20 protein-coding genes, 1 other RNA gene and 2 other annotated features are annotated in these 22,539 nt (G+C 48.3%); of the genes, 2 read left to right on the plus strand and 19 right to left on the minus strand.

Going from position 1 to position 22,539, the window contains the following annotated elements; all coding sequences use genetic code 11:
• Positions 1–16: 16 nt before the first annotated feature.
• From mltG to recD2, 7 genes are all read right to left on the minus strand, one after another.
• Positions 17–1,165, minus strand: a complete 1,149-nt coding sequence (gene mltG / locus ACN9MT_RS10950) for an endolytic transglycosylase MltG (protein ID WP_035406563.1) — start codon at positions 1,163–1,165, stop codon at positions 17–19.
• Between the two features lie 78 nt (positions 1,166–1,243).
• A complete protein-coding gene (locus tag ACN9MT_RS10955) occupies positions 1,244–1,537 on the minus strand; it encodes a DUF1292 domain-containing protein (protein WP_023468908.1) in 294 nt (97 codons plus the stop codon).
• Positions 1,524–1,811 carry a DUF1292 domain-containing protein gene (locus tag ACN9MT_RS10960; RefSeq protein ID WP_023468909.1) on the minus strand — a complete coding sequence of 96 codons (288 nt, stop codon included), beginning with the start codon at positions 1,809–1,811 and terminating at the stop codon, positions 1,524–1,526. The genes ACN9MT_RS10955 and ACN9MT_RS10960 overlap by 14 nt, the downstream gene beginning before the upstream one ends.
• 15 nt (positions 1,812–1,826) lie before the next feature.
• The gene (ruvX, locus tag ACN9MT_RS10965; RefSeq protein WP_056062458.1) at positions 1,827–2,249 is read right to left on the minus strand and encodes a Holliday junction resolvase RuvX; all 423 of its coding nucleotides are present in this window, start codon (positions 2,247–2,249) and stop codon (positions 1,827–1,829) included.
• Positions 2,246–2,515: an IreB family regulatory phosphoprotein gene (locus ACN9MT_RS10970; RefSeq protein ID WP_029342229.1), complete on the minus strand. Its 270-nt coding sequence runs from the start codon at positions 2,513–2,515 to the stop codon at positions 2,246–2,248. Before ACN9MT_RS10970 ends, ruvX begins: the two co-directional genes overlap by 4 nt.
• A gap of 34 nt (positions 2,516–2,549) precedes the next feature.
• The gene (gene alaS / locus ACN9MT_RS10975; protein ID WP_290785225.1) at positions 2,550–5,192 is read right to left on the minus strand and encodes an alanine--tRNA ligase; all 2,643 of its coding nucleotides are present in this window, start codon (positions 5,190–5,192) and stop codon (positions 2,550–2,552) included.
• Between the two features lie 57 nt (positions 5,193–5,249).
• Positions 5,250–5,460 (minus strand) — a binding site (T-box leader).
• A gap of 42 nt (positions 5,461–5,502) precedes the next feature.
• Complete coding sequence (gene recD2, locus ACN9MT_RS10980) at positions 5,503–7,728, minus strand: SF1B family DNA helicase RecD2 (RefSeq protein WP_290785227.1); 2,226 nt, start codon at positions 7,726–7,728, stop codon at positions 5,503–5,505.
• 116 nt (positions 7,729–7,844) lie between these two features.
• On the opposite strand from recD2, the gene ACN9MT_RS10985 reads away from it, so the two are divergent.
• Complete coding sequence (locus tag ACN9MT_RS10985; protein ID WP_290772620.1) at positions 7,845–8,393, plus strand: VOC family protein; 549 nt, start codon at positions 7,845–7,847, stop codon at positions 8,391–8,393.
• Between the two features lie 47 nt (positions 8,394–8,440).
• Here the strand turns inward: ACN9MT_RS10985 and ACN9MT_RS10990 are convergent, their stop codons facing one another.
• The 4 genes from ACN9MT_RS10990 to cymR are packed head-to-tail and all read right to left on the minus strand — an operon-like array spanning position 8,441 to position 11,806.
• Positions 8,441–9,106: a tetratricopeptide repeat protein gene (locus ACN9MT_RS10990; protein ID WP_056062473.1), complete on the minus strand. Its 666-nt coding sequence runs from the start codon at positions 9,104–9,106 to the stop codon at positions 8,441–8,443.
• Between the two features lie 13 nt (positions 9,107–9,119).
• Positions 9,120–10,241, minus strand: a complete 1,122-nt coding sequence (gene mnmA, locus ACN9MT_RS10995) for a tRNA 2-thiouridine(34) synthase MnmA (RefSeq protein WP_426272164.1) — start codon at positions 10,239–10,241, stop codon at positions 9,120–9,122.
• Between the two features lie 16 nt (positions 10,242–10,257).
• The gene (locus tag ACN9MT_RS11000; RefSeq protein ID WP_426272165.1) at positions 10,258–11,385 is read right to left on the minus strand and encodes a cysteine desulfurase family protein; all 1,128 of its coding nucleotides are present in this window, start codon (positions 11,383–11,385) and stop codon (positions 10,258–10,260) included.
• Between the two features lie 13 nt (positions 11,386–11,398).
• The gene (gene cymR / locus ACN9MT_RS11005; protein ID WP_056062801.1) at positions 11,399–11,806 is read right to left on the minus strand and encodes a cysteine metabolism transcriptional regulator CymR; all 408 of its coding nucleotides are present in this window, start codon (positions 11,804–11,806) and stop codon (positions 11,399–11,401) included.
• Positions 11,807–11,866: 60 nt separating this feature from the next.
• On the opposite strand from cymR, the gene ACN9MT_RS11010 reads away from it, so the two are divergent.
• A complete protein-coding gene (locus tag ACN9MT_RS11010; RefSeq protein ID WP_290751758.1) occupies positions 11,867–13,204 on the plus strand; it encodes a replication-associated recombination protein A in 1,338 nt (445 codons plus the stop codon).
• Between the two features lie 12 nt (positions 13,205–13,216).
• Here the strand turns inward: ACN9MT_RS11010 and ACN9MT_RS11015 are convergent, their stop codons facing one another.
• The 8 genes from ACN9MT_RS11015 to ACN9MT_RS11050 form a co-directional block, all read right to left on the minus strand.
• The gene (locus tag ACN9MT_RS11015; protein WP_023468920.1) at positions 13,217–13,981 is read right to left on the minus strand and encodes a tRNA threonylcarbamoyladenosine dehydratase; all 765 of its coding nucleotides are present in this window, start codon (positions 13,979–13,981) and stop codon (positions 13,217–13,219) included.
• A 93-nt stretch (positions 13,982–14,074) separates the two neighbouring features.
• Positions 14,075–14,264: non-coding RNA, 6S RNA (gene ssrS, locus ACN9MT_RS11020), on the minus strand.
• A gap of 73 nt (positions 14,265–14,337) precedes the next feature.
• On the minus strand, positions 14,338–15,522 hold the full coding sequence (locus ACN9MT_RS11025; protein ID WP_426272166.1) for a DASH family cryptochrome: 1,185 nt from the start codon (positions 15,520–15,522) through the stop codon (positions 14,338–14,340).
• A gap of 289 nt (positions 15,523–15,811) precedes the next feature.
• Positions 15,812–16,396: a DNA-3-methyladenine glycosylase gene (locus ACN9MT_RS11030; protein WP_035406536.1), complete on the minus strand. Its 585-nt coding sequence runs from the start codon at positions 16,394–16,396 to the stop codon at positions 15,812–15,814.
• Positions 16,397–16,458: 62 nt separating this feature from the next.
• Positions 16,459–18,225: an aspartate--tRNA ligase gene (gene aspS / locus ACN9MT_RS11035; protein WP_426272167.1), complete on the minus strand. Its 1,767-nt coding sequence runs from the start codon at positions 18,223–18,225 to the stop codon at positions 16,459–16,461.
• Positions 18,222–19,502: a histidine--tRNA ligase gene (gene hisS / locus ACN9MT_RS11040; RefSeq protein WP_426272168.1), complete on the minus strand. Its 1,281-nt coding sequence runs from the start codon at positions 19,500–19,502 to the stop codon at positions 18,222–18,224. Before hisS ends, aspS begins: the two co-directional genes overlap by 4 nt.
• Positions 19,503–19,544: 42 nt before the next feature.
• Positions 19,545–19,766: a binding site (T-box leader), on the minus strand.
• Positions 19,767–19,811: 45 nt separating this feature from the next.
• Complete coding sequence (dtd, locus tag ACN9MT_RS11045) at positions 19,812–20,261, minus strand: D-aminoacyl-tRNA deacylase (protein ID WP_035406526.1); 450 nt, start codon at positions 20,259–20,261, stop codon at positions 19,812–19,814.
• A gap of 14 nt (positions 20,262–20,275) precedes the next feature.
• Positions 20,276–22,474, minus strand: coding sequence for a RelA/SpoT family protein (locus ACN9MT_RS11050; RefSeq protein WP_056062492.1), 2,199 nt, complete (start codon positions 22,472–22,474; stop codon positions 20,276–20,278).
• Between the last annotated feature and the right edge of the window lie 65 nt (positions 22,475–22,539).

Consider the following 22,539-nt stretch of genomic DNA (forward strand, 5'->3'; position numbering starts at 1 on the left):
CAACCCAACCCGTTGCTCATTGCTCTTTACTCGCTTCGTATTCCACCCATTCCGGTTTATACTTAACGACGTTTCGTTGATGTTCTTCATATGTCTCTTCGTAAAGAATCTGTCCTCGTGGATGTGTATCACTTGGTGGACGGGCGAAGAAATAGACATATTTTGTTTTATTCGGGTTCAAGACAGCTAATACGGAATCCTTACTGACCGTTGAAATCGGACCAATCGGAATTCCTTCGTACTTATACGTATTGTACTTCGAGTTATTCTCAAGATCCTTCAGCGTCGTCAATGCCGTATTCTCGCCTGTGCCATACCAAACCGTCGGGTCCGACTGAAGTTTCATGCCATCATCTAAACGGTTTTTGAAGACGCCTGCGATTTCACGACGATCCTTCGGTGTCGCGGCTTCACGCTCGACCATTGAACCGAGACTGAGCACTTCATGGAAGGTCATGCCTGACTTTCGAATGGCATCCTCATTTTCATCGTAGACTTTTTCTGTCTCGTCGAGCATCGTCTCGACGATTTGATCAATGCTTTTTCCTTTATCGAACTCATACGTTGCTGGAAAGAGATATCCTTCAAGTGCGTACAAGACGCCATTCTTCTTCACTTCATCCGTCAACATCGGATATTTTTCAATCATGGCATCGATAAACATCGCATCCGTCAATTCTTTACGAATCGTCTCTTCTTTGAACTTCGTCGCTTTCGCGATTAAATCAATTTGACGATCCATCGTGATGCCTTCAGGTAACGTGATTTTCACATCCGCTGCCTTCATGACCGTTCCCGTTTTCAATTCATTGATGATTTCATCCGGGGACATGGCTTGTGACAGGGTATATGTACCCGCCTGGAATGACGATTCATTCTTATAACGGACGTAATAACGGAAAATCGTCTCGTTTGCAATCAAATCTTTTTCCTTTAGTAAGGAAGCGATCGTACTCGTTCCTGCGCCTAAAGGAATTTCGACTTTGACGGATTTCGTCGCTGCTTCATCGACCGGTTCAAGCGCATTTTTCAAAAAGACATAGATGACCGCACTGGTAACTAGAAAAATCGTCAACAATACAGAAAGGATGATCAGCGTGATCCGGCGTGATGTCCGGCGTCGCCTTTTTTCGATTTCAGCATTTTGCTTCCATTCGTTCTCCATCGGTTCCTCCTTCTTCTCTTAAAACAAGGTGACACCGTAAGAGAAAGTCTCTTACGACGTCACCTGTCATGAGTCGGGTTAGTCTAACTGATCTTCGAGCGTGTTAAAGACTTCTTCGATTTCATCCCAAGTCGCTGTATCGTCTTCGTCGATTGGTACGAGGTTGAAGTCGTTGTCTCCATCACCGTATTCGTCGAGTTCGTAAACGAAGATATCGACTTCTTCTGCTTCGTCATAATCTGCTCCGATTGGCTCGAGGAAGATGTATGTCTTGCTCGAACGTGGGCTTTCATAACGCAGACGTTCTACGAATTCGAAATCATTTCCTTCGCCGTCCGGAATTACGTAACGTGTTGGCTCATTCTGTTGCATCAGTGATCCGCTCCTTTAACGCAAGCTCGAGTTCATCCCAAGTTTGCTCATCATTTTCATCGATCAGGCTCAATTCAAAATCATCTTCGCCTTCTCCATATTCATCGATCTCGCAGATGATTAGATCATCCGCTCCTTCGTCAGGGTTACCGATCATTTCAAGAAATAGATAGGTTTTTCCTGTCCGTTCACTTGAGTAACGGTACCATTCTTCGAAAAGATGTTCGCCGCCCTCTTCATCTGGAAAGAGATACTGACGTTTTTCTTCAGCCATCGGTTTCTCCCCCCTTCATCGATTCGCCCGATCCAAATACGATTGCAGGATCATGACGGCAGCCATCTTATCGATGACTTGTTTTCGTTTCTTGCGGCTGACATCGGCATCGATCAGCATCCGTTCTGCTTGCATCGTCGTCAACCGTTCATCCATGAAGACGACTTCAAGCCCAGTATGCTGTTCGATTTCCTTCGCAAAGGCTTCACTCGCCTCCGCACGGGGACCGATGGAACCGTTCATGTTTTTCGGAAGACCAATGACTAGGATTTCGACATTGTATGTCTCCATGATGACATCGAGCCGTTTGAAGGCTTCTGGGTAATCCGGTTCCGTCCACTTGACCGTCTCGACACCTTGCGCCGTCCAGCCCATCAAGTCACTGACCGCTACCCCGATCGTCTTCGAACCGACGTCTAGTCCCATTGCACGTTTCATTTTGAATTTCCACTCTCCGCCAAATAAGATTTCACGAGTTCTTCGAGCAATTCGTCACGTTCAATCTTACGAATTAAGTTACGTGCGTCATTATGACGAGGAATGTAAGCAGGATCTCCAGATAGGAGATAGCCGACGATTTGGTTGATCGGATGATATCCTTTTTCTTCTAAAGCATGATAGACCGTCAACAACACATCCCGTGTCGCTGCTTTGTTATCGTCTTCTGGAAAGTTGAATTTCATCGTTTGATCCATCTGACTCACGTTCATCACCTCTTTCATATACACTACGTTTCTATTATGCCAGTGATTGCACGTATTGTGAAGCGTACGCGAGTGCTTCTTCTAATTTCGACGCATCTTTCCCACCAGCTTGAGCCATGTCAGGGCGACCGCCACCGCCACCACCGCAGCGTGTTGCGACTTCCTTGATCAATTTACCAGCATGATAGCCTTGGTCGATTAAATCTTTTGAAACGCTTGCGACGAGATTGACTTTTTCACCTTGCGCACTACCGAGAACAATGATTGCTGATCCGAGTGAGCTCTTCAACTCATCCATCATACCGCGAAGGGCATCCATATCTGAGACGTCGACACGTTTCGCAAGCACACGTACGCCGTTGATTTCCTCAACATCGTCCTTTAGTGAAGCAGCTTCGATGTTCGCAAGTTTTGCTTGCAACGATTCGTTCGCCCGTTCCGTCTCACGAAGTTGTTGTTGCAGTGCTTCGATACGGACCGGAACTTCCGTCGTTTTCGTTTTCAAGACAGCTGCTGCTTGTTCGAGTGTTTCTAAGTGTTGATTCATCACACGATACGCGCCTGCACCTGTCACGGCTTCGATTCGGCGTGTACCTGCACCGATCCCAGACTCTGAGACGATCTTGAACAGACCGATCTCTGCAGTGTTTCCGACGTGGATTCCGCCACACAACTCGATCGAGTATGTGCCTGCTGAGACGACACGGACCGTTTCCCCGTACTTCTCACCGAACAATGCCATCGCGCCTTTTGCTTTTGCATCAGCGATGTTCATCTCTTCGATATCAACTGGTAATGATGCCCAGATCGCTTGGTTGACGTCTTGTTCGATTTTTGTCAACTCTTCTTGTGTCACGGCACCGAAGTGTGAGAAGTCGAAGCGGAGACGTTCTGGAGAAACAAGTGATCCCGCTTGGTTGACGTGTGTTCCGAGCGTGTCTTTCAATGCTTTATGAAGCAAGTGTGTTGCTGTATGGTTTTTCGTGACGGCTTTACGTTCTGCTGCTTCGACGTTTGCAACGACATCCGCCGCTTCCGTTGCGATTCCTGTACGGACGATGACCGTATGCAAGTTTTGACCGTTTGGTGCCTTTTGAACATCTTTGACATCAAGAACGAAGTCTTTGCCTTCGATTGTTCCTGTATCCGCGACTTCACCACCACTTTCAGCGTAGAACGGCGTGATATCGAGAATGACTTGCGCTTCTTCACCAGCAGCCACTTCTGTGACTCGTTCTCCATCATGCAACAATGCGATGATTTTTGCATCCGCCTTAAGGTCGGTATAGCCGACGAACGTACTTTTATCTTTTAGTGTCGAGAGGACTTCCGATTGTTGTTGCATCGAACCGCTCTCTTCACGTGCTGCCCGCGCCCGTTGACGTTGAGCGTCCATCGCTTGTTTGAAGCCTTCTTCATCAACAGACATCTGATGATCTTCCGCATACTCAACTGTCAATTCGAGTGGGAAACCATACGTGTCATACAAACGGAACGCATCTTCGCCACTGATGACGTGCTCACCGTTTGCTTTAGAATTCTGAGCCACCGTGTTCAAGATTGCAAGACCGTCATGAAGCGTCTCATGGAAACGTTCTTCTTCGTTTTTAATGACGCGTTTGATGAAGTCCGCTTTTTCCGGAACTTGTGGGTAGAAGTCAACCATGACATTCCCGACCGTATCAACGAGTTCATACATGAACGGACGTTCGATCCCAAGCATTTTCGCATAACGAACCGCACGGCGTAGTAAACGACGAAGGACATATCCACGTCCTTCATTCGAAGGAAGAGCACCATCACCGATCGCAAATGATACAGTACGGATGTGGTCTGCGATGACTTTGAATGCTACATCAAGTTTCGAATCATCACGGTAGATCTTGCCGCTGATTTCTTCTGTCTTATGAATGATCGGCATGAACAGATCCGTATCGAAGTTCGTCGGCACGTCCTGCATGACACACGCCATCCGTTCGAGTCCCATCCCAGTATCGATGTTTTTACGCGGAAGTTCCGTGTAGTTGCCGTGTCCGTCGTGGTTGTACTGACTGAAGACGATATTCCAGATCTCGAGATAGCGTTCGTTTTCGCCACCTGGATAAAGTTCTGAATCGTTCGGATCGTCTCCGAAAGCTGGACCACGATCAAAGAAGATTTCCGTATTCGGACCAGATGGACCTTCACCGATTTCCCAGAAGTTATCTTCAAGCGGAATGATCCGCTCAGCCGGTACACCGAGTTCAAGCCAGATTTGACGCGCTGCATCATCTTCCGGATGAATCGTGACCGAAAGACGTTCTGGGTCAAGACCGTACCAGTCATCACTCGTCAAGAGTTCCCAACCCCATTTGATTGCATCTTCACGGAAGTAATCACCGACAGAGAAGTTTCCGAGCATCTCGAAGAACGTATGGTGACGCGCTGTTTTCCCGACGTTTTCGATATCGTTCGTCCGGATTGATTTTTGTGCGTTGACGATACGTGGATTATCAGGAATGACACGACCATCAAAATATTTCTTGAGTGTTGCAACACCCGAGTTGATCCACAAGAGCGATGGATCCTCGACCGGTACGAGCGAAGCACTCGGTTCGATCGCATGCCCTTTGCTTTGGAAGAAATCAAGATACATCTGACGGATTTGTGCACCCGTTAATGGTTTTAGAGCTTTCATGAACAGTTACCTCCAATGGTTTTATTTGGACGCAAAAAAACGATGCTTTCATCCCTGAAAAGGGACGAAAGCATCGCTTCCGTGGTACCACCCTCGTTCGTAAGCAACCTATTGCCTACCTCGAACATCTGATAACGGGGATGACCCGCAGGTGTTTACACCCGACTCCGGAAGGAGCTTCAAAGGGACTCGAGAAAGTGATTGCAGCAGACTCACTTCTCTCTGGACTCGAGTTTTCCTTTTACTTATCTTCCATCAACGTGTTACGTCCATTCATCTATCGTGATTATTACCTATCGAACAGCATCCGTCAAGTCTTTGTCACCCCACCGAGTCGTTCGATCAATCGTGTTCGGCGCCGGGGTTCCTCTTCTTGCGACGCTTTATGGAACGCACGCGGATCACCGAATAATAACAAACTCGATTTTGCCCGAGTAACTGCCGTATAAATTAAATTTCGGGAATGTTTGAACGCCCCCGTGAAATAGACTGGCATCAAGACGATCGGAAACTCAGATCCTTGCGCTTTGTGGATCGTAATCGCATAGGCGTGCGTGAATTGATCCCAATCACTCCGGTTGTACTCGACCTCCGTCTGATCGAACCGGGCGATGATTTTATCGACTTTATCGACATTCTCTTTAGCGAAGAAGATATTGACGATTTCGCCGATATCTCCGTTATAGACGTTTTCTTCCGCATTGTTGACGAGCTGGAGAATCTTGTCCCCGGTCCGGTAAATCCGCGTTCCTTGTTTGACTTCCCGTTTCTTCGGTTCCTCCGGGTTATAGACGCGTTGCAAGGCGACATTCAATTCGTCGATCCCGACCTGACCCCGGTAGGTCGGCGCGAGGACCTGGACATCGAATTTCGAGTAGCCTTTTGCGAGTGCTTTTTCCGCGAAGGCCGAGATGCCCCGTAACGTCTCTTGCGGAGACGCAGTATAGAAGCGGCGATCCGCAAGTGGTGATAACAAATCAGCAGACGTCGTCCGGTTCTTCAAATCGTGCGCAAGACGCAAGATCGAAGAATCTTCTGCTTGACGATGGACGACGTTCAAACGGACGACGGGAATTCCTTCCGTATCCATCAAGTCTGCCAGCACCTGTCCTGGACCGACGGATGGCAATTGATCGCGGTCACCGACGAACAAGATCTTCATGCCATTCGGGACGGCGCGAAGCAAACTCGATAACAAGTAGATATCAATCATCGACGATTCATCGATGATCAGTACTTTTCCCGTGATCGGCTGATCCTCATTCAGTTGGAAGTTCGTTCCGTCATACTTTAAGAGACGGTGAATCGTCATCGCCGGTACATCTGTTGCTTCCGATAGACGTTTAGCGGCACGTCCCGTTGGTGCAACAAGGACGTATGGATAGACATCCCCTGTCTTGACGCGACTCTTCTCAAGCGGCCAGTCATGAATTTCTTGCAACGCATGCAAAATTCCCTTGATGACAGTCGTCTTACCGGTACCCGGTCCACCAGTCAAGACCATCAGCGGCGCTTTGACCGCTAACTCGATCGCTTCTCGCTGTTGCGCGGCATATTCCATGCCAAACTGTTCTTCGAGGTGCCCGATTGCTTCAAGAATCGTCGCGACATCGACTTCCTGTTCGGCACCGTTTGCCATGACGCGTGCTAGCTCCTTCGCCGCTCGGACTTCCGCATAAAAGATCGTCGGTAAATACAAGCAACCTTCTTCAAGCTTGACCTTATCTTCAGCGAGCAACAGTTCGATCGCTTGTTCCAGCCGCTCTCCCGGATCTTCCCCTAGCAGACGGGGTGCCCGTTGCAACAGAGAGTCGACAGTCGCGAAGGCATGTCCCTCGCCCGCTTCTTGTTCTAATATATGCATGATCGAAGCAGCGACACGCTCTGGATGTAGCCCGACAAGTCCGAGGTGCGCGGCAATATGATCGGCTGTCTTAAAGCCGATCCCGTTTACTTCATACATCAAGGAATACGGATTCTCTCGAATCCGTGCCATGGCGTCGCCCTCGTACGCGGCATAGATCTTTGCCGCTAGCTTCGGTGTGACATCAAACGGTGCTAAGAACAGCATCAACTGATCGACACCGTATAACGTGGCGAGTCGATTCAATATGATGTCGGCTTGTTTTTGTTTCAACCCAGGCACCTGATTCAGTACCCGTTCATCTTTCAAAATGAGATCCACTGCGTCTTCTCCAAGAGCATCGACGATATTTTTCGCTGTTTTCGGACCAATGCCGGTGAACGAACCATTCGTCAAGAAGCGGATCGTCGCATGTTTGGTCATCGGAACCGATCGGCGAATCAGCTCCGCCTTCAGTTGTTTTCCGAAGCGAGGATGATCAATGAGACGACCGAATGCTTGATACGTTCCTCCGAGTTCGATTCCGACTCCTGTACCCGTAATGACGAGCTCGGTCTCTTTTAACTCAAAGTTCTTTTCTTTGACGGCGACCAGTACAATGGAGTGTGCTTCTTCTTCAGAAGAAAAGAGCACACGTTTGACGCGCCCGACGACTTGATGGGGGTGCTCCATCACTCCACCTTCTTTCTCTCTTTTTCATTCGCTGCTTTCATCATAGCATTCGTTTACCAGATTTTAAATCAGGGAAAGATAACGTGAAACATTTCGTTAAGAGGAGGAGTTCAAGGATGGCACGTTTACCGATTGCAGGATTGTGTGAATTAGTACTTGAAGTCGAGGATATGGATCGCGCCCTTGGTTTTTGGAATGAGACACTTGGTATTCCGATTGTCGAGCAATGGGCACCTGAGGATGCTGAGCCGAGCAAAGAACAATCTAAACAAGATGGGGTCTGGGCAACGTGGCTCTACATTGGCGGCAACACCCGACTCGGTCTTTGGCTGAAACGGGACTTCACGATGGAAGAACGAACCGTTAAACATTTACCGGTCTCCGAATGGGATACGTTGTACGATGAAGGCGGAGTCCATGTCCACTGCGCCTTTTACGTTGAGAAGGACGAGTTCCAGCAAGCCTTAAATCAGCTTCGGGAAGCTTCAATCACCGTGAAGCTCAGAGAATGGGATGAACAGGAGACCTCGAACCAAAAAGAGTATTCCGCTTATTTCAAGGATACAGAAAATAACGTCATCGAACTGTATACGAAAAACATGGATGAAGCCTATGAAGACTTTTCCGGACCTCCGCTTCGTGTCATCCGTGAAGTCGGGAATTAAATACCATACAAAAAAGACGATTCCGCCTGGAATCGTCTTTTTTTAGATCAATCTGCTTGTTTTAATAACGCATCCATCTTCGCTTTTGCATCTCGTGCAAGCGCGTGTTCCGGCTGATAGGCAAGAACGGCTTCAAGTTCTGCATAACAGGCTTCCTGTTGACCGAGGAAGGCAAGAGCAATCGCATAATTGTATCGTGCATCTGTATGCGTTTCGTCAAGCATCAAGACATGCTCGAACATCTCGACCGCTTCTTCCAACTTCTCATTTTGCGCTAAGGCAAGTCCGTATTGGAATGCGATCTCGATATCGACACCGTTTAGTTCTGACGCACGCTGTAAACGGGGCAACCCGCGGACTGGATCACCGAGTTTTTGATACGTCATCCCAAGCATGAAATGGAGATCCGCGTCGTCAAGTCCATATAACAACGCTGCCCGCAATGATTCCTCTGCTTCGACGAGTTTGTCGGCAGCAAAGAACAAGGCACCTTTCGCATAATAGGCACTCGCAAACGTATTATCAATCATCAGTGCCCGGTCATAAAAACGGAGGGCACGATCAGCGTCGTTCATCGATTGGAGTAATGTTCCAAGATTGACGTATGCTGTCGGATCTTTTGGGTTTTGTTCGATCGCATCATTAAAAGCTTGCGCTGCTAATTCATAATTTCCAGCTTCTAGATGCCGGAACCCTACTTCATTATAGTTCATCTTCTTTTGCTCCTTACGCTAAATAAGCGAGGCGTTCGCCTGCTTTATAGGCTGCATCGATTGTGGCACCACCGAGGCAGATGTCTCCATCATAGAACACGACCGCTTGTCCTGGTGTGATCGCCCGTTGACGTTCGTCAAACGAAACATCGAGTCCATCTTCAAGGACACGAACCGTGACGGATGTGTCTTGTTGACGGTAACGGAATTTCGCTGTGCAACGGAATGTCTCACCGACTGGACGTTCAGATGTCCAACTAACATCTGAAGCAAGTAATCCTTCCGAATACAATAATTCGTTATGGAATCCTTGATCGACATAGAGAATGTTCTCTTTTAGGTTTTTTCCGACGACGAACCAAGGTTCTCCGTCGCCACCGATACCAAGCCCGTGGCGTTGCCCCATCGTATAGTACATCAATCCATCGTGACGACCCATGACGTTGCCGTCAAGCGTCCGCATCTCACCGGGTTGTGCCGGTAGGTATTGACCGAGGAACTGTTTAAAATTCCGCTCGCCAATGAAGCAAATACCGGTCGAGTCTTTTTTCTTAGCTGTTGCAAGGTTCGCTTCTTCTGCGATCCGGCGCACTTCTGATTTTTCCATGTGACCGATCGGGAACATCGCCTTCGCGATTTGCTCTTGCGACAATTGATTCAAGAAATACGTTTGATCCTTGTTTGCATCGACACCACGAAGCAATTTATGTTCTCCATCTTCATAGACAGCACGTGCATAATGACCTGTCGCGACGAAATCGGCACCAAGACGCATCGCGTGATCGAGGAAGGCTTTGAACTTGATTTCCTTGTTACACATGACGTCTGGATTCGGTGTCCGACCGAGTTTATATTCATCGAGGAAGTACGTGAAGACCTTATCCCAGTACTCTTTTTCAAAATTTACCGCATAATACGGAATGCCGATTTGATTGGCTACGGCGATGACGTCTTCATAATCTTCCGTCGCCGTACAAAAGCCGTTCTCATCCGTGTCATCCCAGTTTTTCATGAAGATCCCGATGACGTTATAGCCTTGCTCTTTTAATAAATGAGCCGTCACAGACGAATCGACACCGCCCGACATCCCAACGACGACTGTCGTTTCACTCGGGGCTTTCGCTCGTGTATTCATTCATTTCACCTCTTAGTTAATTCTGAAACGATTTTACGACATCTTGCAAGGCTTGTGCGAGTAGTTCGACTTGCGCGAGCTCATTTCCGTGACCAAAACTGATCCGAACCGATGCCCGTGTCCGTTCATCTTCACCATACATCGCCGACAAGACATGCGAAGGCTCGACGGATCCTGCCGTACATGCACTCCCGCTCGATACAGCCATCTGGCGCATATCAAGCATGATCAAGAACGGTTCGATTTCAATTTGCGGGAAGTAAAGATTGAGGACATTCGGCAATCCTTCAACACCGTTGACTTCGTAAGTGACGCCACTTTCATCCAAGCGTGTTAGCAAAACGCTACGCAGTTGTTTGATGTGGTCCTGCTGTTGATCGCGCTCTGCGATCATCAGTTCGAGCGCTTTCGCTAAACCGACGATTCCCGGTACGTTCTCCGTACCAGCGCGACGCTTGCGTTCCTGTTCTCCGCCATACGTCTGCGTCGCTAATTTCACACCTGTCCGTACATATAATAGCCCGATTCCTTTTGGACCATTGATTTTATGACCAGACGCGGATAAAAGATCGACCTGTAACGCTTCGACATCAATTGCTTGTTTTCCGAACACTTGCACCGCGTCCGTATGGAACAAAATACCGCGTTCCCGTAAGAATTGACCAATTGCCGCAATCGGCTGGATCGTCCCGACTTCATTGTTGCCGAACATGATCGAGACAAGTGTCGTATCTTCCCGGACAGCTTCTTGCAAGGCATCCAATGAGACGACGCCTGTCGTTGGTACATCAAGATACGTGACGTCATAGCCTTGTTTTTCGAGCTCTTCGAAGGCGCGGAGCACGGCATGATGCTCAAAACGTGTCGTAATGAGATGACATCCTTTTTCACGCGCTGCCTCTGCCGCACCGAAGATGGCATAGTTATCCGACTCCGTTCCACCACTTGTGAAAATCAGTTCAGTTGGTTTCGCGTTCAATTCTTGTGCGATCTGCCGACGTGCTTTGTCAATCGCTGCACGAGCAGACCGACCAGCCGCATGGACACTCGATGGGTTACCATACTGTTCGAGCAAATAAGGCGTCATCGCCTCAAGGACTTCCGGACGCATCGGCGTCGTCGCCGAATGGTCAAAGTAATTCATTCGTTTTCACCTCTCAAATATAGAACATGTATCCTGTATCGTCTTCTTCCGCTAAGTCTTGTAGCGTCGTTGAATCGAGTACTTGATCGACTGCTTGTTGGATTTTATCCCACAGTTTGCGTTTCGTGACCTCGTCACACGCATCACCTTCAACGACAACGAGTGGTCCTTCAAGTAAGCGGATGATTTCACCCGCCGTGATGCTTTGCGCTTCACGACCGAGCTTATATCCGCCATAAGCGCCGCGGACGCTTTTGACGAGACCACCATTACGAAGTGGTGCGATCAATTGCTCGAGATAGTGTTCAGATAAGTCATACATCTGCGCGATTTTCTTTAAGGACAATGGTTTAGATTCAGCTTCTTTCGCGAGTGCGATCATGATCGTCAGACCATATCGCCCTTTCGTCGAGATTTTCATCATGCGAAGGATCATCCTTTCTAGTATAGTAGTAGCTAAAAGTGGAAGGAGCGTATGTGTATGGCACATTTATTTGAATCCCAGTCTCCTGCCGGACCGCTCGCGAATCGAATGCGTCCGCAGAATCTGGATGAAATCGTCGGACAACGTCATCTGATTGGAGAGACAACGCTCCTGCGGCGTGCCATCTTAGCCGATCGTCTCGGAACCGTCATTTTTTACGGTCCACCTGGTACCGGTAAGACGACGCTCGCACGTGTCATCTCCAGTTATACGAAATCAGCATTCGAGCAATTGAATGCGGTCACGGCGAAACTGGAACAATTACGGGAAATTCTAAAAGCAGCCGAAGCTCGTCTTCAGTTCGAGGATCAAAAAACGATCCTTTTTCTCGATGAGATCCATCGGTTCAATAAGATGCAGCAAGACGCCTTACTGCCAGCGCTTGAAGCGGGTACGATCACATTGATCGGGGCGACGACGGAAAATCCGAGTTTTGAGGTTAACGCCGCTCTCTTATCGCGGGCAACAGTCTTTCGTTTTGAACCCCCGACGGCAGATGATTTACGGATCGTCCTCGATCGGACCCTGAAGGACACGGAGCGTGGTCTTGGCAAATATCCAATCACGATCACGGATGAAGCAATCGATCATTACGTCAAGTTGTCAGACGGCGACTACCGGGCATTATTGAATGCGCTCGAACTCGCCGTCTTGACGACACCGGAAATCGATGGTCAAATTACGATCGACCTCGCTGTCGCGGAGGAATCGATTCAGCAAAAGGCATTGAAGTATGATAAGGACGGCGATCGTCATTATGATGTCATCTCCGCTTTCATTAAATCGATTCGTGGTTCCGATCCGGACGCCGCGCTCTACTGGCTCGCCGTCATGATTGAAGCGGGCGAAAGTCCACGTTTCATCGTCCGTCGTCTCTACGTCCATGCGGCAGAAGACATCGGTCTGTCTGATCCGCAAGCGTTATTAATGGTCGATGCCTGCGCACGCGCGTGCGAGTACGTCGGTTTCCCGGAAGCACGGATCCCGCTTGCTGAAACGGTCTTATATCTCGCGACGGCACCGAAATCGAATGCTGTCATCTCAGCAATCGATCAAGCATTGACGCTCGTTCGTCGTTCGGACGGCGGACCCGTCCCGCCGCACTTGCGCGATGCTCATCATCCGGGGGCAGCGGCGCTCGGGAATGGTGTCACTTATCAATATCCTCATGAGTTCGAGCATGCCTATGTGCCACAAAATTACTGGCCCGAGAACCTGGCCCGAACAAAGCCGGTCTTTTATCGCCCGAGCCCGCGCGGTTTTGAGAAACAACTGCAAGCTCGACTTGATTTTTGGAACAAACAAACAGCCACACATCAGAAAAAGCGACCATAAGGTCGCTTTTTTTTAACGAACGCGTTCGATCGTCACGCCAGCTTCACGGACAATCTCATTGATGACGTAGCTCGCTGCAATCAGTCCACCGACAGATGGAACAAATGCATTCGAACTCGGTGGCATCTTCGCTTTACGAATCGCAGCGGCATCGTTTCCGACGACTTGGCGGACTTCTTCAATGATCTTAACGGGTGGTTCATCGGAAAAGACGACAGGAACACCTTTATGGATGCCGGCTTTCCGGAGTTTCGTCCGAATGACCTTCGCTAATGGATCATAACTTGTATCTTTGATGTCAACGATCTTGATGCGTGTCGGATCCATTTTGTTCGCCATCCCCATGCTCGAGATAATCGGGATGTTACGTTTCTTACATTCTTGAATCAGGTGAATTTTGAACGAGACCGTGTCCGATGCATCAATGACATAATCCGGCTGCTGTTCAAAGAACGACTCGAATGTTTCTTCATTGTAGAACATCTTTAAACGAACGATTTCAAGGTCTGGATTGATTAACGCAAGACGTTCAGCCATCGCATCGACCTTCGGCTGACCGACCGTCGGAAGCAAGGCATGAATTTGTCGGTTGACGTTCGTGATGTCGATATCATCCTTATCAACGAGAATCAAACGACCTACACCACTACGGGCAAGCGCTTCTGCCGAGAACGATCCAACACCACCGATTCCCAGAATAGCGACAGACTTGGATGCCAATGCGTCAAGTCCAGTTTTACCGATTGCTAGTTCATTACGCGAAAATTGATGTAACATCTCATAACCTCACAATACTCATACTGTTTTACTCGGAATTATATCATAAAAAAAAACGTCATGCGACGTGTCAAACAATAAAATAATAAGACGATGGGACCCGAAGTGCCGTGTCGATACCTTATTTTTGAACCTGCTGTGCAGGTGGGTGTCTTATCCGATTCCTATTCGTACGTCCTCCTGCTGTGTTACGAGGCATGTACTACTAGTTGGAACGTCAAACTCCCTATCAAAAAAGAGTGGCTCAAAGATAAAAGGCGGCTCTCGTACAATTCAGGAACCCCATCTGATGCATTTAATATAGCATCCTCCCCTCTGAAATGCAACTACTTCCCACTCAAGAAAAAGATGCTTTTTTAAGTCCAACGTTTCGTGAAGTCTTCGTTCGGATCATATCGTTGTTGCTGGAACACGGGATCGAATCGTGGCGTCCGTGTCGCATTCCCGACCCCTGCGATGAATGCCCAGTTGCCATAGTTCGAAGCGACGTCATGATCAATCAATTGTTGTTCAAAATACTGTGCTCCGATGCGCCAGTCCTGTTTTAATTCATGAATGAGATAACTGGCAACGATCTGCCTGCCCCGGTTCGACATCCATCCCGTCTCGCGAATCTCGTTCATAAAGGCATCAACGAACGGTACACCGGTCTTTCCTTTTATCCAACGTTCGACAGCTAGCTGATCCGTCTTCCACGTGTATTGTCCTTCCTTTAATCCATTCGATCGAAACAGACGACTTCCTGTCTCACGCATCGTTAAATGGAAAAAGTCACGCCACAACAGTTCGAAATACAACCAGTACGTCGATTCATTTGCTCCCTTTTTTCGCTCGGCTTTCTGCAATTCAGTCATGACGCGACGCGGTGACAGCGATCCGTTCGCTAGCCAGGCAGATAACTTCGAAGAATCATCTCGCAAAAAACCATTACGTGTTTCTTTATAGGTGAATACAGGCTCAGCAAAGTATTCTTGAAGACGTGCTCTCCCCGCTGATTCTCCACCACGGAACGGGAACGCAATCTCTGGATCCGCTTTGACTGATTCCTCCCTTATTAATCGAATACCCGTTGGTGGCTCAAGTGGATCGTAGAAGGTTCCTTTCGCCTCGACACGTTTTCGAAACGCTGTAAAGACGCGCTTCAGTTCGTCACTTCCGATATCTTCCCGGCGATGTAGTGTCTGTGTCTCAAAAGAACGGACTGTATATCTGTCTTTGACATACTGCTCACTTGCCGCTTCTTCTGTTCCAGTCATCTTATGGAAATAGACTGTATCATCCGTTTGTAGATAAGAATCAAGTGCCTCATTCACCTTCCCCTCTAAAATATCTAATGCAATTCCGATTTGAGACAAATGATCGGCTAAATTCACTAATGTTTCTTCTTCGAATTTCGTTTGTTGTGCGCCTCTTTCAAACAGCTGTTCCTTATGATTTTTAACGTATACTGCCCGAATCGTATCTTGTTCTTCGCATGCGCTCCGAAGTGCTTCATGATCATCGACACGCAAATCATTGCGGTACCAGACGACTGCTCCCATATTGATCGGCTCCCTTCTCTTATACTATGACCCGACCAAGGGACTTAGAAAACCAATCGATGTGCCGACGAGGTTTTAAGACGTTGTTTTCGTGGAATATGATTACTACAACAAATCAGAGGAGTGAATGGATCAATGGCTGCAAAACGCGGTAAACTCAGAACATTAGTGACGCTTGTAACGACGGTTGGACCAATCGTTTATAAATTCTATAAAAAACAACAAGCTAAAAAATCAATCAACAATCCTAAATAAAAAATGGACGCTTCCTGATCGGAGCGTCCATTTTTTAACGTTTACTGACACCTTCACTCGCGTCGACATAAAAACGCCATGGATAGGCCGTCGCTTCTCCAGCATTTGGAATACCAATGCGTGTCGTCTGGACGATTGCATCGACTGGGTCGGCAACGAGTCGAAACCGGTCTTGATAAAGATCCTGACCTGAATCAGCAGTCGTTAGACCGAATCCTTGGCACAATTTTGCCGGTCCATTGACGAGATTTCGTCGTTGAATCGCAGTCAATTCTGCGTAGGAACAACCGAAACGGCGTTCAGCGACAAGATCGTGCCCACTGATGATTTCGGCACCTCGTAACAGCAGTCCGTATCCTTCCCCTTCATGTCCACAAACGATATTCATACAGTGATGCATACCATACGTAAAATAAACATATAAATGTCCGGGTGGACCGAACATCGGTGCCGTTCGTTTCGTCGGTTTACCGGAAAACGAGTGTGCCGCTTGATCGTGAGGACCGAGATAGGCTTCGACCTCGACGATTCGCATCGTTACCTCATCGACCGTGATGTGTGTTCCTAAGAAGTCTGGTCCGACTTCAACTGGAGACCGTTCAAAAAAGTGTCGTTCCATCCGTTCGCCCTCCTTCATGAAACAAGCGAACCTCCCATACCGGAAGATTCGCTTGTCGTGACTTAAGATTGTTTGACTGCTGTACGAATTGAGAGATCATTTAATTGCGCATCCGAGACTGGGCTTGGTGCTGCCGTCAACAGATCACTTGCTGATGCTGTTTTCGGGAAGGCAATTGTATCACGCAAGTTCGAACGCCCTGCGAGTAACATGACGAGACGGTCTAGACCAAGTGCGATCCCAGCATGTGGTGGTGTTCCGTATTCGAATGCTTCCATCAAGAAGCCGAATTGCTCGTTTGCTTCTTCTTCTGAGAAGCCAAGCAACTTGAACATCCGCTCCTGGATATCCCGTTCATAAATCCGTTGTGATCCACCGCCGAGCTCATATCCGTTTAAGACGAGGTCATACGCGACTGCGAGGACTTTGCCAGGATCCGTCTCGAGCAATTCGAGATCCTCACGACGTGGCATCGTGAACGGGTGGTGGTTCGCATAGAAACGACCATCTTCTTCTTCGTACGTGACAAGTGGGAAGTCTGTCACCCAAAGGAAGTTGAAGACCGACTCATCAATTAAGTCGAGTTCCTTCGCCAACTTCTGACGGAGCGCACCTAAGCTGTCTGCTACGATCGATGCTTTTGCTGCGACGAACAACAACAAGTCGCCTGCTTCCGCATCTGTCGCCGCTGTCAAGCGAGCGGTTGCTTCTTCGTCGAAGAACTTCGCGATTGGACCATTCAATCCGTCCGCTGTCACTTTGACCCATGCGAGACCTTTTGCACCGTAAATCGCCGTAAATTCTTGTAACTTATCGATGTCTTTTCGTGAGAAGCGTTCAGTTGCACCTTTGACGTTCAATGCTTTGACTTCTCCACCTGCTTCAAGTGCCATATCGAATACTTTGAATCCTGCTCCTTTGACGGCATCCGCGACATCGATCAATTCGAGACCGAAGCGTGTATCCGGTTTATCCGAACCATACCGGCTCATTGCTTCTGCATACGGCATCCGTGGGAATGGTGTCACGATATCTTTTCCGAGCGTTTCTTTCATGACGCGTGTCATCATCGACTCCATCATGGCATACAAGTCTTCGATGTCCATGAAGCTTGTCTCGATGTCGACTTGCGTGAATTCAGGTTGACGGTCTGCCCGTAAGTCTTCATCACGGAAACAACGTGCGATTTGGAAGTACCGCTCAAAACCAGACACCATCAGCAATTGTTTGAACAATTGTGGAGATTGTGGCAAGGCGTAGAACTCGCCCGGGTGAACCCGGCTTGGGACGAGATAGTCACGTGCGCCTTCTGGCGTTGATTTCGTTAAGATCGGTGTCTCGACTTCCAGGAAGTCTTGCTCATCGAGGAAGTTCCGCATGATGTTCGATGCTTTCGAACGAAGACGGAATGTCTCTTGGAGCGATGGGCGACGCAAGTCGAGGTAACGGTATTTGAGACGTAAATCTTCTGACGTCTGCTCCGCTTCTTCACTGATCGGAAACGGTGTCATCTTCGCTGCGTTTAAGATGACGACTTCATCCGCGACGACCTCGACTTGTCCAGTCGGGATGTTCGGGTTCGGATTCTCACGTGCGATGACATGTCCTTTAATATCGAGGACATATTCCGAACGAATCGATTCGGCAAGACGGTGTGCCTGCTCGTTTTCCGGTTGGAAGACGATTTGGACGATGCCACTACGGTCACGGAGATCAAGGAAGATCAATCCTCCTAAGTCACGTCGTTTTTGAACCCATCCTTTAAGTTGAACGTGTTGTCCGATGACTTCTTCTGTCACCTGTCCGTTCATATGCGTGCGTCCGATCATTGTGCTTCCTCCTTTAATTTCGCGACGATCGTATCAGCGACTGCTGATAACGGAACGTCCGTCTGTTCCCCTGTAGCCATGTTTTTGAGGGCAGCTGCACCACGCTCGACTTCTTCATCCCCGAGGATGACCGTGTAACGTGCTTTCAAGCGATCTGCTGCCTTAAATTGTCCTTTGAACTTCCGACCGAGATAATCCCGATCCGCGACAAGTCCTTCAAGACGCATTAATTGTAGGAGGCGTGTCGCTGTCTTTTCGACTTCGTCACTGCCTTGCGCGACGATGAAGACATCGATTCGATCGTCGACTGCTGGTAAGACGTTCTCATTTTCAAGCGCCATCAATAAACGCTCGATACCGATTCCGAATCCGATTCCCGGTGTTGCCGGTCCACCGATCTGTTCGACGAGACCGTTGTAACGACCACCACCACATAGTGTCGTGATTGCTCCGAAACCTTCTGCTTCTGACATGATTTCGAAAGCCGTGTGATTGTAATAGTCGATTCCGCGAACAAGCGTTGGATCAACGACGTACTCGATACCGAGTGCATCTAAGTGAAGCAACACTTCGTCGAAGTACGCTTTTGATGCCGGGTTTAAGTAATCGAGAATCGATGGTGCTGTTGCCATGCTCGGGTGATCGCGGTCGACCTTACAATCGAGGACACGAAGTGGATTCGTTTCGAGACGATTTTGACAGTCCTGGCATAATTCGTGAACGACTGGCTTAAAGTGTTCGACGAGTGCTGCCCGGTGTGCGGCGCGACTTTCGTTATCCCCGAGCGTGTTGATGACCAGTTTAAGATGCTTCAATCCGAATGAACGGTAGATGCTCATCGCGAGACTGATTACTTCTGCATCGATGGCCGGTTGTTCACTTCCGAGTGCTTCAACTCCGTATTGGTGGAGCTGACGGAAACGTCCTGCTTGCGGACGTTCATAACGGAACATCGGGCCGATGTAGAATAATTTCGTTGGTTGGTTCGGTGAACCGAACAGTTTGTTTGTCACGAATGAACGAACGACGGCAGCCGTTCCTTCCGGGCGTAACGTCAACTGGTCTTTTCCGCGTTTCTCAAGCATGAACATCTCTTTTTGAACGATATCCGTCGTCTCACCAACGCCACGTTTAAAGAGTTCTGTCTCCTCAAAAATCGGCGTCCGGATTTCCTTATAGTTGTAACGCTTACTAATTTTACGTAATTGTTGTTCGATGTACTGCCAACGTTCGACTGTTCCTGGAAGGACATCAAACGTACCGCGTGGTAATTTCATCTCAAATTCCTCCTTTTTTGAATACAAAAAAGTTCTCGTCCGCAAAGGGACGAGAACTTGAAGATCCCGTGGTACCACCCTGGTTGTCAAATCACATTTGACCACTCGGTGCAGTTAACGCCTGCGTACGACCTTCCCTACTATCGGTTCAGGAAGATACCTCGGAAGGGTCTTTCATCGAGTTCGTCTGTTCGCCCTTTCAGCCAAGGGGCGACTCTCTAAGCAGACGAGGTCTTGATTACTCCTCTTCGTCTTCGGTCGTATGAATCATTTGGTTACGTCTAATATTGCCTCGTCTCTCGGTTCCTGTCAAGCGTTTGCTTCTTTTTCAAGAATCAACGTTACAGGCCCATCATTAATGAGCGCGATATCCATCATGGCACCGAACTGACCTGTCTCGACCGTCAGTCCTTGCGCACGAAGACGTTCATTGAACGCTTCATACAACTCATTGGCAACATCCGGTTTCGCCGCTTCCGTGAAGGCTGGACGACGTCCTTTTTTGACATCACCATACAGCGTGAACTGCGAGACGGATAGAATCTGACCGTCGACATCCTGTAACGAGCGATTCATCCGTTCTTCCTCATCTTCAAACACACGGAGTCCTGCGATTTTATCAGCTAACCAGTTCACCTGATCGATCGTGTCTTCGTGCGTGACACCGACGAGCAAAAGAAATCCTTGTTTGATCTGACCGATGATTTTTTGATCGACTGTGACACTTGCTTCTTTGACTCGTTGTAATACAACTCGCACGACGGATCCGCTCCTTACGTCATCATGACGCGATGTACAGCATACACGTCAGAGATTTGTTTAATTCGATCGACGACTTTTTGTAGATGATTGACATTATTGATCGCAATCGTCATCGTGATTTTGGCTTGTTTACTGTCGTCGCCCTTCCCACTGACAGCGACGATGTTCGTATTCGTTGCAGATACCGACTGCAAGACATCATTCAACAATCCTGCCCGGTCAAATCCAGAAATTTCGATTTCGACGTTATAACTCTTGACGGCTTTACCTTCATGTTCCCACTCGACTTCGAGCAGACGTTCCGGATTTTGTTCGTGAATGACGTTCAAACAGTCCGTTCGGTGAATTGAGACGCCACGCCCGCGCGTGATATATCCGACGATATCGTCCCCTGGTACTGGATTACAACAACGACTCATGCGAACGAGCATGTTATCGATGCCTTTGACCCGAACCCCTTCCGGATTTTCCTTTTTCGGACGATCAAACGTCTTCATCTCACTGATTGCTTCGTTCAGTTCTAGATTTTTGGATTCTTTGTCTTTGCGTAATTTTTCCGTTAATTTATGCGCGACTTGGGCAGCAGTCAGACCATGATAGCCAACAGCAGCGTACATGTCTTCTTCTTGCGAGAAGTTGAACTTCCGCGTCACGTCTTCGAGCGTCTTCTCATTGATGACTTCTTTCGGCTCAAAGCCAAGCTTCTTCACCTCTGCTTCGATCAGTTCCCGTCCTTTTGAGACGTTCTCTTCGCGTTGCTGACGTTTGAACCATTGACGGATTTTATTTTTCGCCTGACTCGACACACAAATCTTGAGCCAATCCTTACTTGGACCATAACTATGCTTCGACGTGACGATTTCGATGATGTCACCTGTCTTTAGCTTATAGTCGATCGGTACCATCCGTCCGTTGACTTTCGCTCCGATCGTCCGGTGACCAATTTCCGTATGAATTCGGTAGGCATAATCAATCGGAACAGAACCTTTCGGCAACTCGATGACGTCACCTTTTGGTGTGAAGACGTACAGCATGTCACTGAAGAAGTCGACTTTGACCGATTCCATGAATTCCTCGGCATCTGCCGTGTCCTTCTGTAACTCCAAAATCTCGCGGAAGTGAGCAATCTTATCCTCAAATCCAGATTTTGCTTCCTGTTCCTTACCTTCTTTATACGCCCAGTGAGCGGCAATCCCGTACTCGGCAATGAAATGCATGTCTCGCGTCCGAATTTGGACCTCGAGCGGCTCGCCTTTCGGTCCGATGACTGTCGTATGCAGCGATTGATACATGTTCGGCTTCGGCATCGCGATATAATCCTTGAAGCGTCCCGGCATCGGTTTATACTGCGTATGAATGATTCCGAGTACAGCGTAACAATCTTTGATTGAGTCAACAATGATGCGAACAGCCATCAAATCATAGATTTCACTGAACTCTTTTTTCGAGTTTTGCATCTTATTATAAATGGAATAGATATGCTTCGGACGTCCATCGACTTCCGCTGCAATCTGTACATCATCGAGTACTTCATTGACCTCTTCAATAACCGAACTAACGAGCGCTTCTCGTTCCGTCCGTTTTTGTTTCATCATCGAAACGATCCGGTAGTATTGTTGCGGATTGATGTAGCGCAAACTGATGTCCTCGAGTTCCCATTTGATCGTCGAAATCCCGAGACGATGTGCAAGTGGCGCGAAGATTTCAAGCGTCTCTTCTGCTTTTTGCACTTGCTTTTCCTTGACCATATGTTGCAACGTCCGCATATTGTGCAAACGGTCAGCCAGTTTGATCAAGATGACACGAATGTCTTCCGCCATCGCGATGAACATCTTCCGATGGTTCTCAGCTAACTCTTCGCGCTTCGATTTATATTTAATTTTCCCGAGTTTCGTGACGCCATCGACGAGCATCGCAACGTCAGATCCGAATCGTTCGGATAATTCTTCGAGTGTAATGTCCGTATCTTCGACGACATCATGAAGAAGCGCAGCGACGATCGTCGTTGCATCCAAACCAATATCGACTAAGATACCGGCAACTTGTACCGGATGAATGATGTACGGTTCCCCTGAACGGCGGAATTGCCCATCATGTTCGTCTTTCGCGAATTGGTAAGCACGTTCGATGTCTTTGACTTCAACTTGCGTCATGTATTCCGCACATCGAGCGAGAAGGTCTTCTACATTTACGATTTGTTTATTTGTCATCCCTTTTCCTCACCCAGTCCCCGGGATCGTCTGCAACGGAATCCCTAATATATAATTCTTATTAT

The sequence above is a fragment of the Exiguobacterium sp. R-17 genome (assembly GCF_049913315.1).
Taxonomy (GTDB): domain Bacteria; phylum Bacillota; class Bacilli; order Exiguobacteriales; family Exiguobacteriaceae; genus Exiguobacterium_A.

Excerpts from the sequence above, each read along its gene's own strand:
- cymR (WP_056062801.1), bottom strand. The coding sequence starts at position 11,806 with ATGAAAATCTCGACGAAAGGGCGATATGGTCTGACGATCATGATCGCA.
- mnmA (WP_426272164.1), bottom strand. The coding sequence starts at position 10,241 with ATGAATACACGAGCGAAAGCCCCGAGTGAAACGACAGTCGTCGTTGGG.
- ACN9MT_RS10960 (WP_023468909.1), bottom strand. The coding sequence starts at position 1,811 with ATGGCTGAAGAAAAACGTCAGTATCTCTTTCCAGATGAAGAGGGCGGC.
- aspS (WP_426272167.1), bottom strand. The coding sequence starts at position 18,225 with ATGATCGGACGCACGCATATGAACGGACAGGTGACAGAAGAAGTCATC.
- ACN9MT_RS11030 (WP_035406536.1), bottom strand. The coding sequence starts at position 16,396 with ATGGAACGACACTTTTTTGAACGGTCTCCAGTTGAAGTCGGACCAGAC.
- ACN9MT_RS11010 (WP_290751758.1), top strand. The coding sequence starts at position 11,867 with ATGGCACATTTATTTGAATCCCAGTCTCCTGCCGGACCGCTCGCGAAT.
- ACN9MT_RS11000 (WP_426272165.1), bottom strand. The coding sequence starts at position 11,385 with ATGAATTACTTTGACCATTCGGCGACGACGCCGATGCGTCCGGAAGTC.
- recD2 (WP_290785227.1), bottom strand. The coding sequence starts at position 7,728 with ATGGAGCACCCCCATCAAGTCGTCGGGCGCGTCAAACGTGTGCTCTTT.
- ACN9MT_RS11015 (WP_023468920.1), bottom strand. The coding sequence starts at position 13,981 with ATGTTACATCAATTTTCGCGTAATGAACTAGCAATCGGTAAAACTGGA.
- ACN9MT_RS10990 (WP_056062473.1), bottom strand. The coding sequence starts at position 9,106 with ATGAACTATAATGAAGTAGGGTTCCGGCATCTAGAAGCTGGAAATTAT.
- ACN9MT_RS11025 (WP_426272166.1), bottom strand. The coding sequence starts at position 15,522 with ATGGGAGCAGTCGTCTGGTACCGCAATGATTTGCGTGTCGATGATCAT.
- mltG (WP_035406563.1), bottom strand. The coding sequence starts at position 1,165 with ATGGAGAACGAATGGAAGCAAAATGCTGAAATCGAAAAAAGGCGACGC.
- ACN9MT_RS10985 (WP_290772620.1), top strand. The coding sequence starts at position 7,845 with ATGGCACGTTTACCGATTGCAGGATTGTGTGAATTAGTACTTGAAGTC.
- ACN9MT_RS10955 (WP_023468908.1), bottom strand. The coding sequence starts at position 1,537 with ATGCAACAGAATGAGCCAACACGTTACGTAATTCCGGACGGCGAAGGA.
- ACN9MT_RS11050 (WP_056062492.1), bottom strand. The coding sequence starts at position 22,474 with ATGACAAATAAACAAATCGTAAATGTAGAAGACCTTCTCGCTCGATGT.
- hisS (WP_426272168.1), bottom strand. The coding sequence starts at position 19,502 with ATGAAATTACCACGCGGTACGTTTGATGTCCTTCCAGGAACAGTCGAA.
- alaS (WP_290785225.1), bottom strand. The coding sequence starts at position 5,192 with ATGAAAGCTCTAAAACCATTAACGGGTGCACAAATCCGTCAGATGTAT.
- ruvX (WP_056062458.1), bottom strand. The coding sequence starts at position 2,249 with ATGAAACGTGCAATGGGACTAGACGTCGGTTCGAAGACGATCGGGGTA.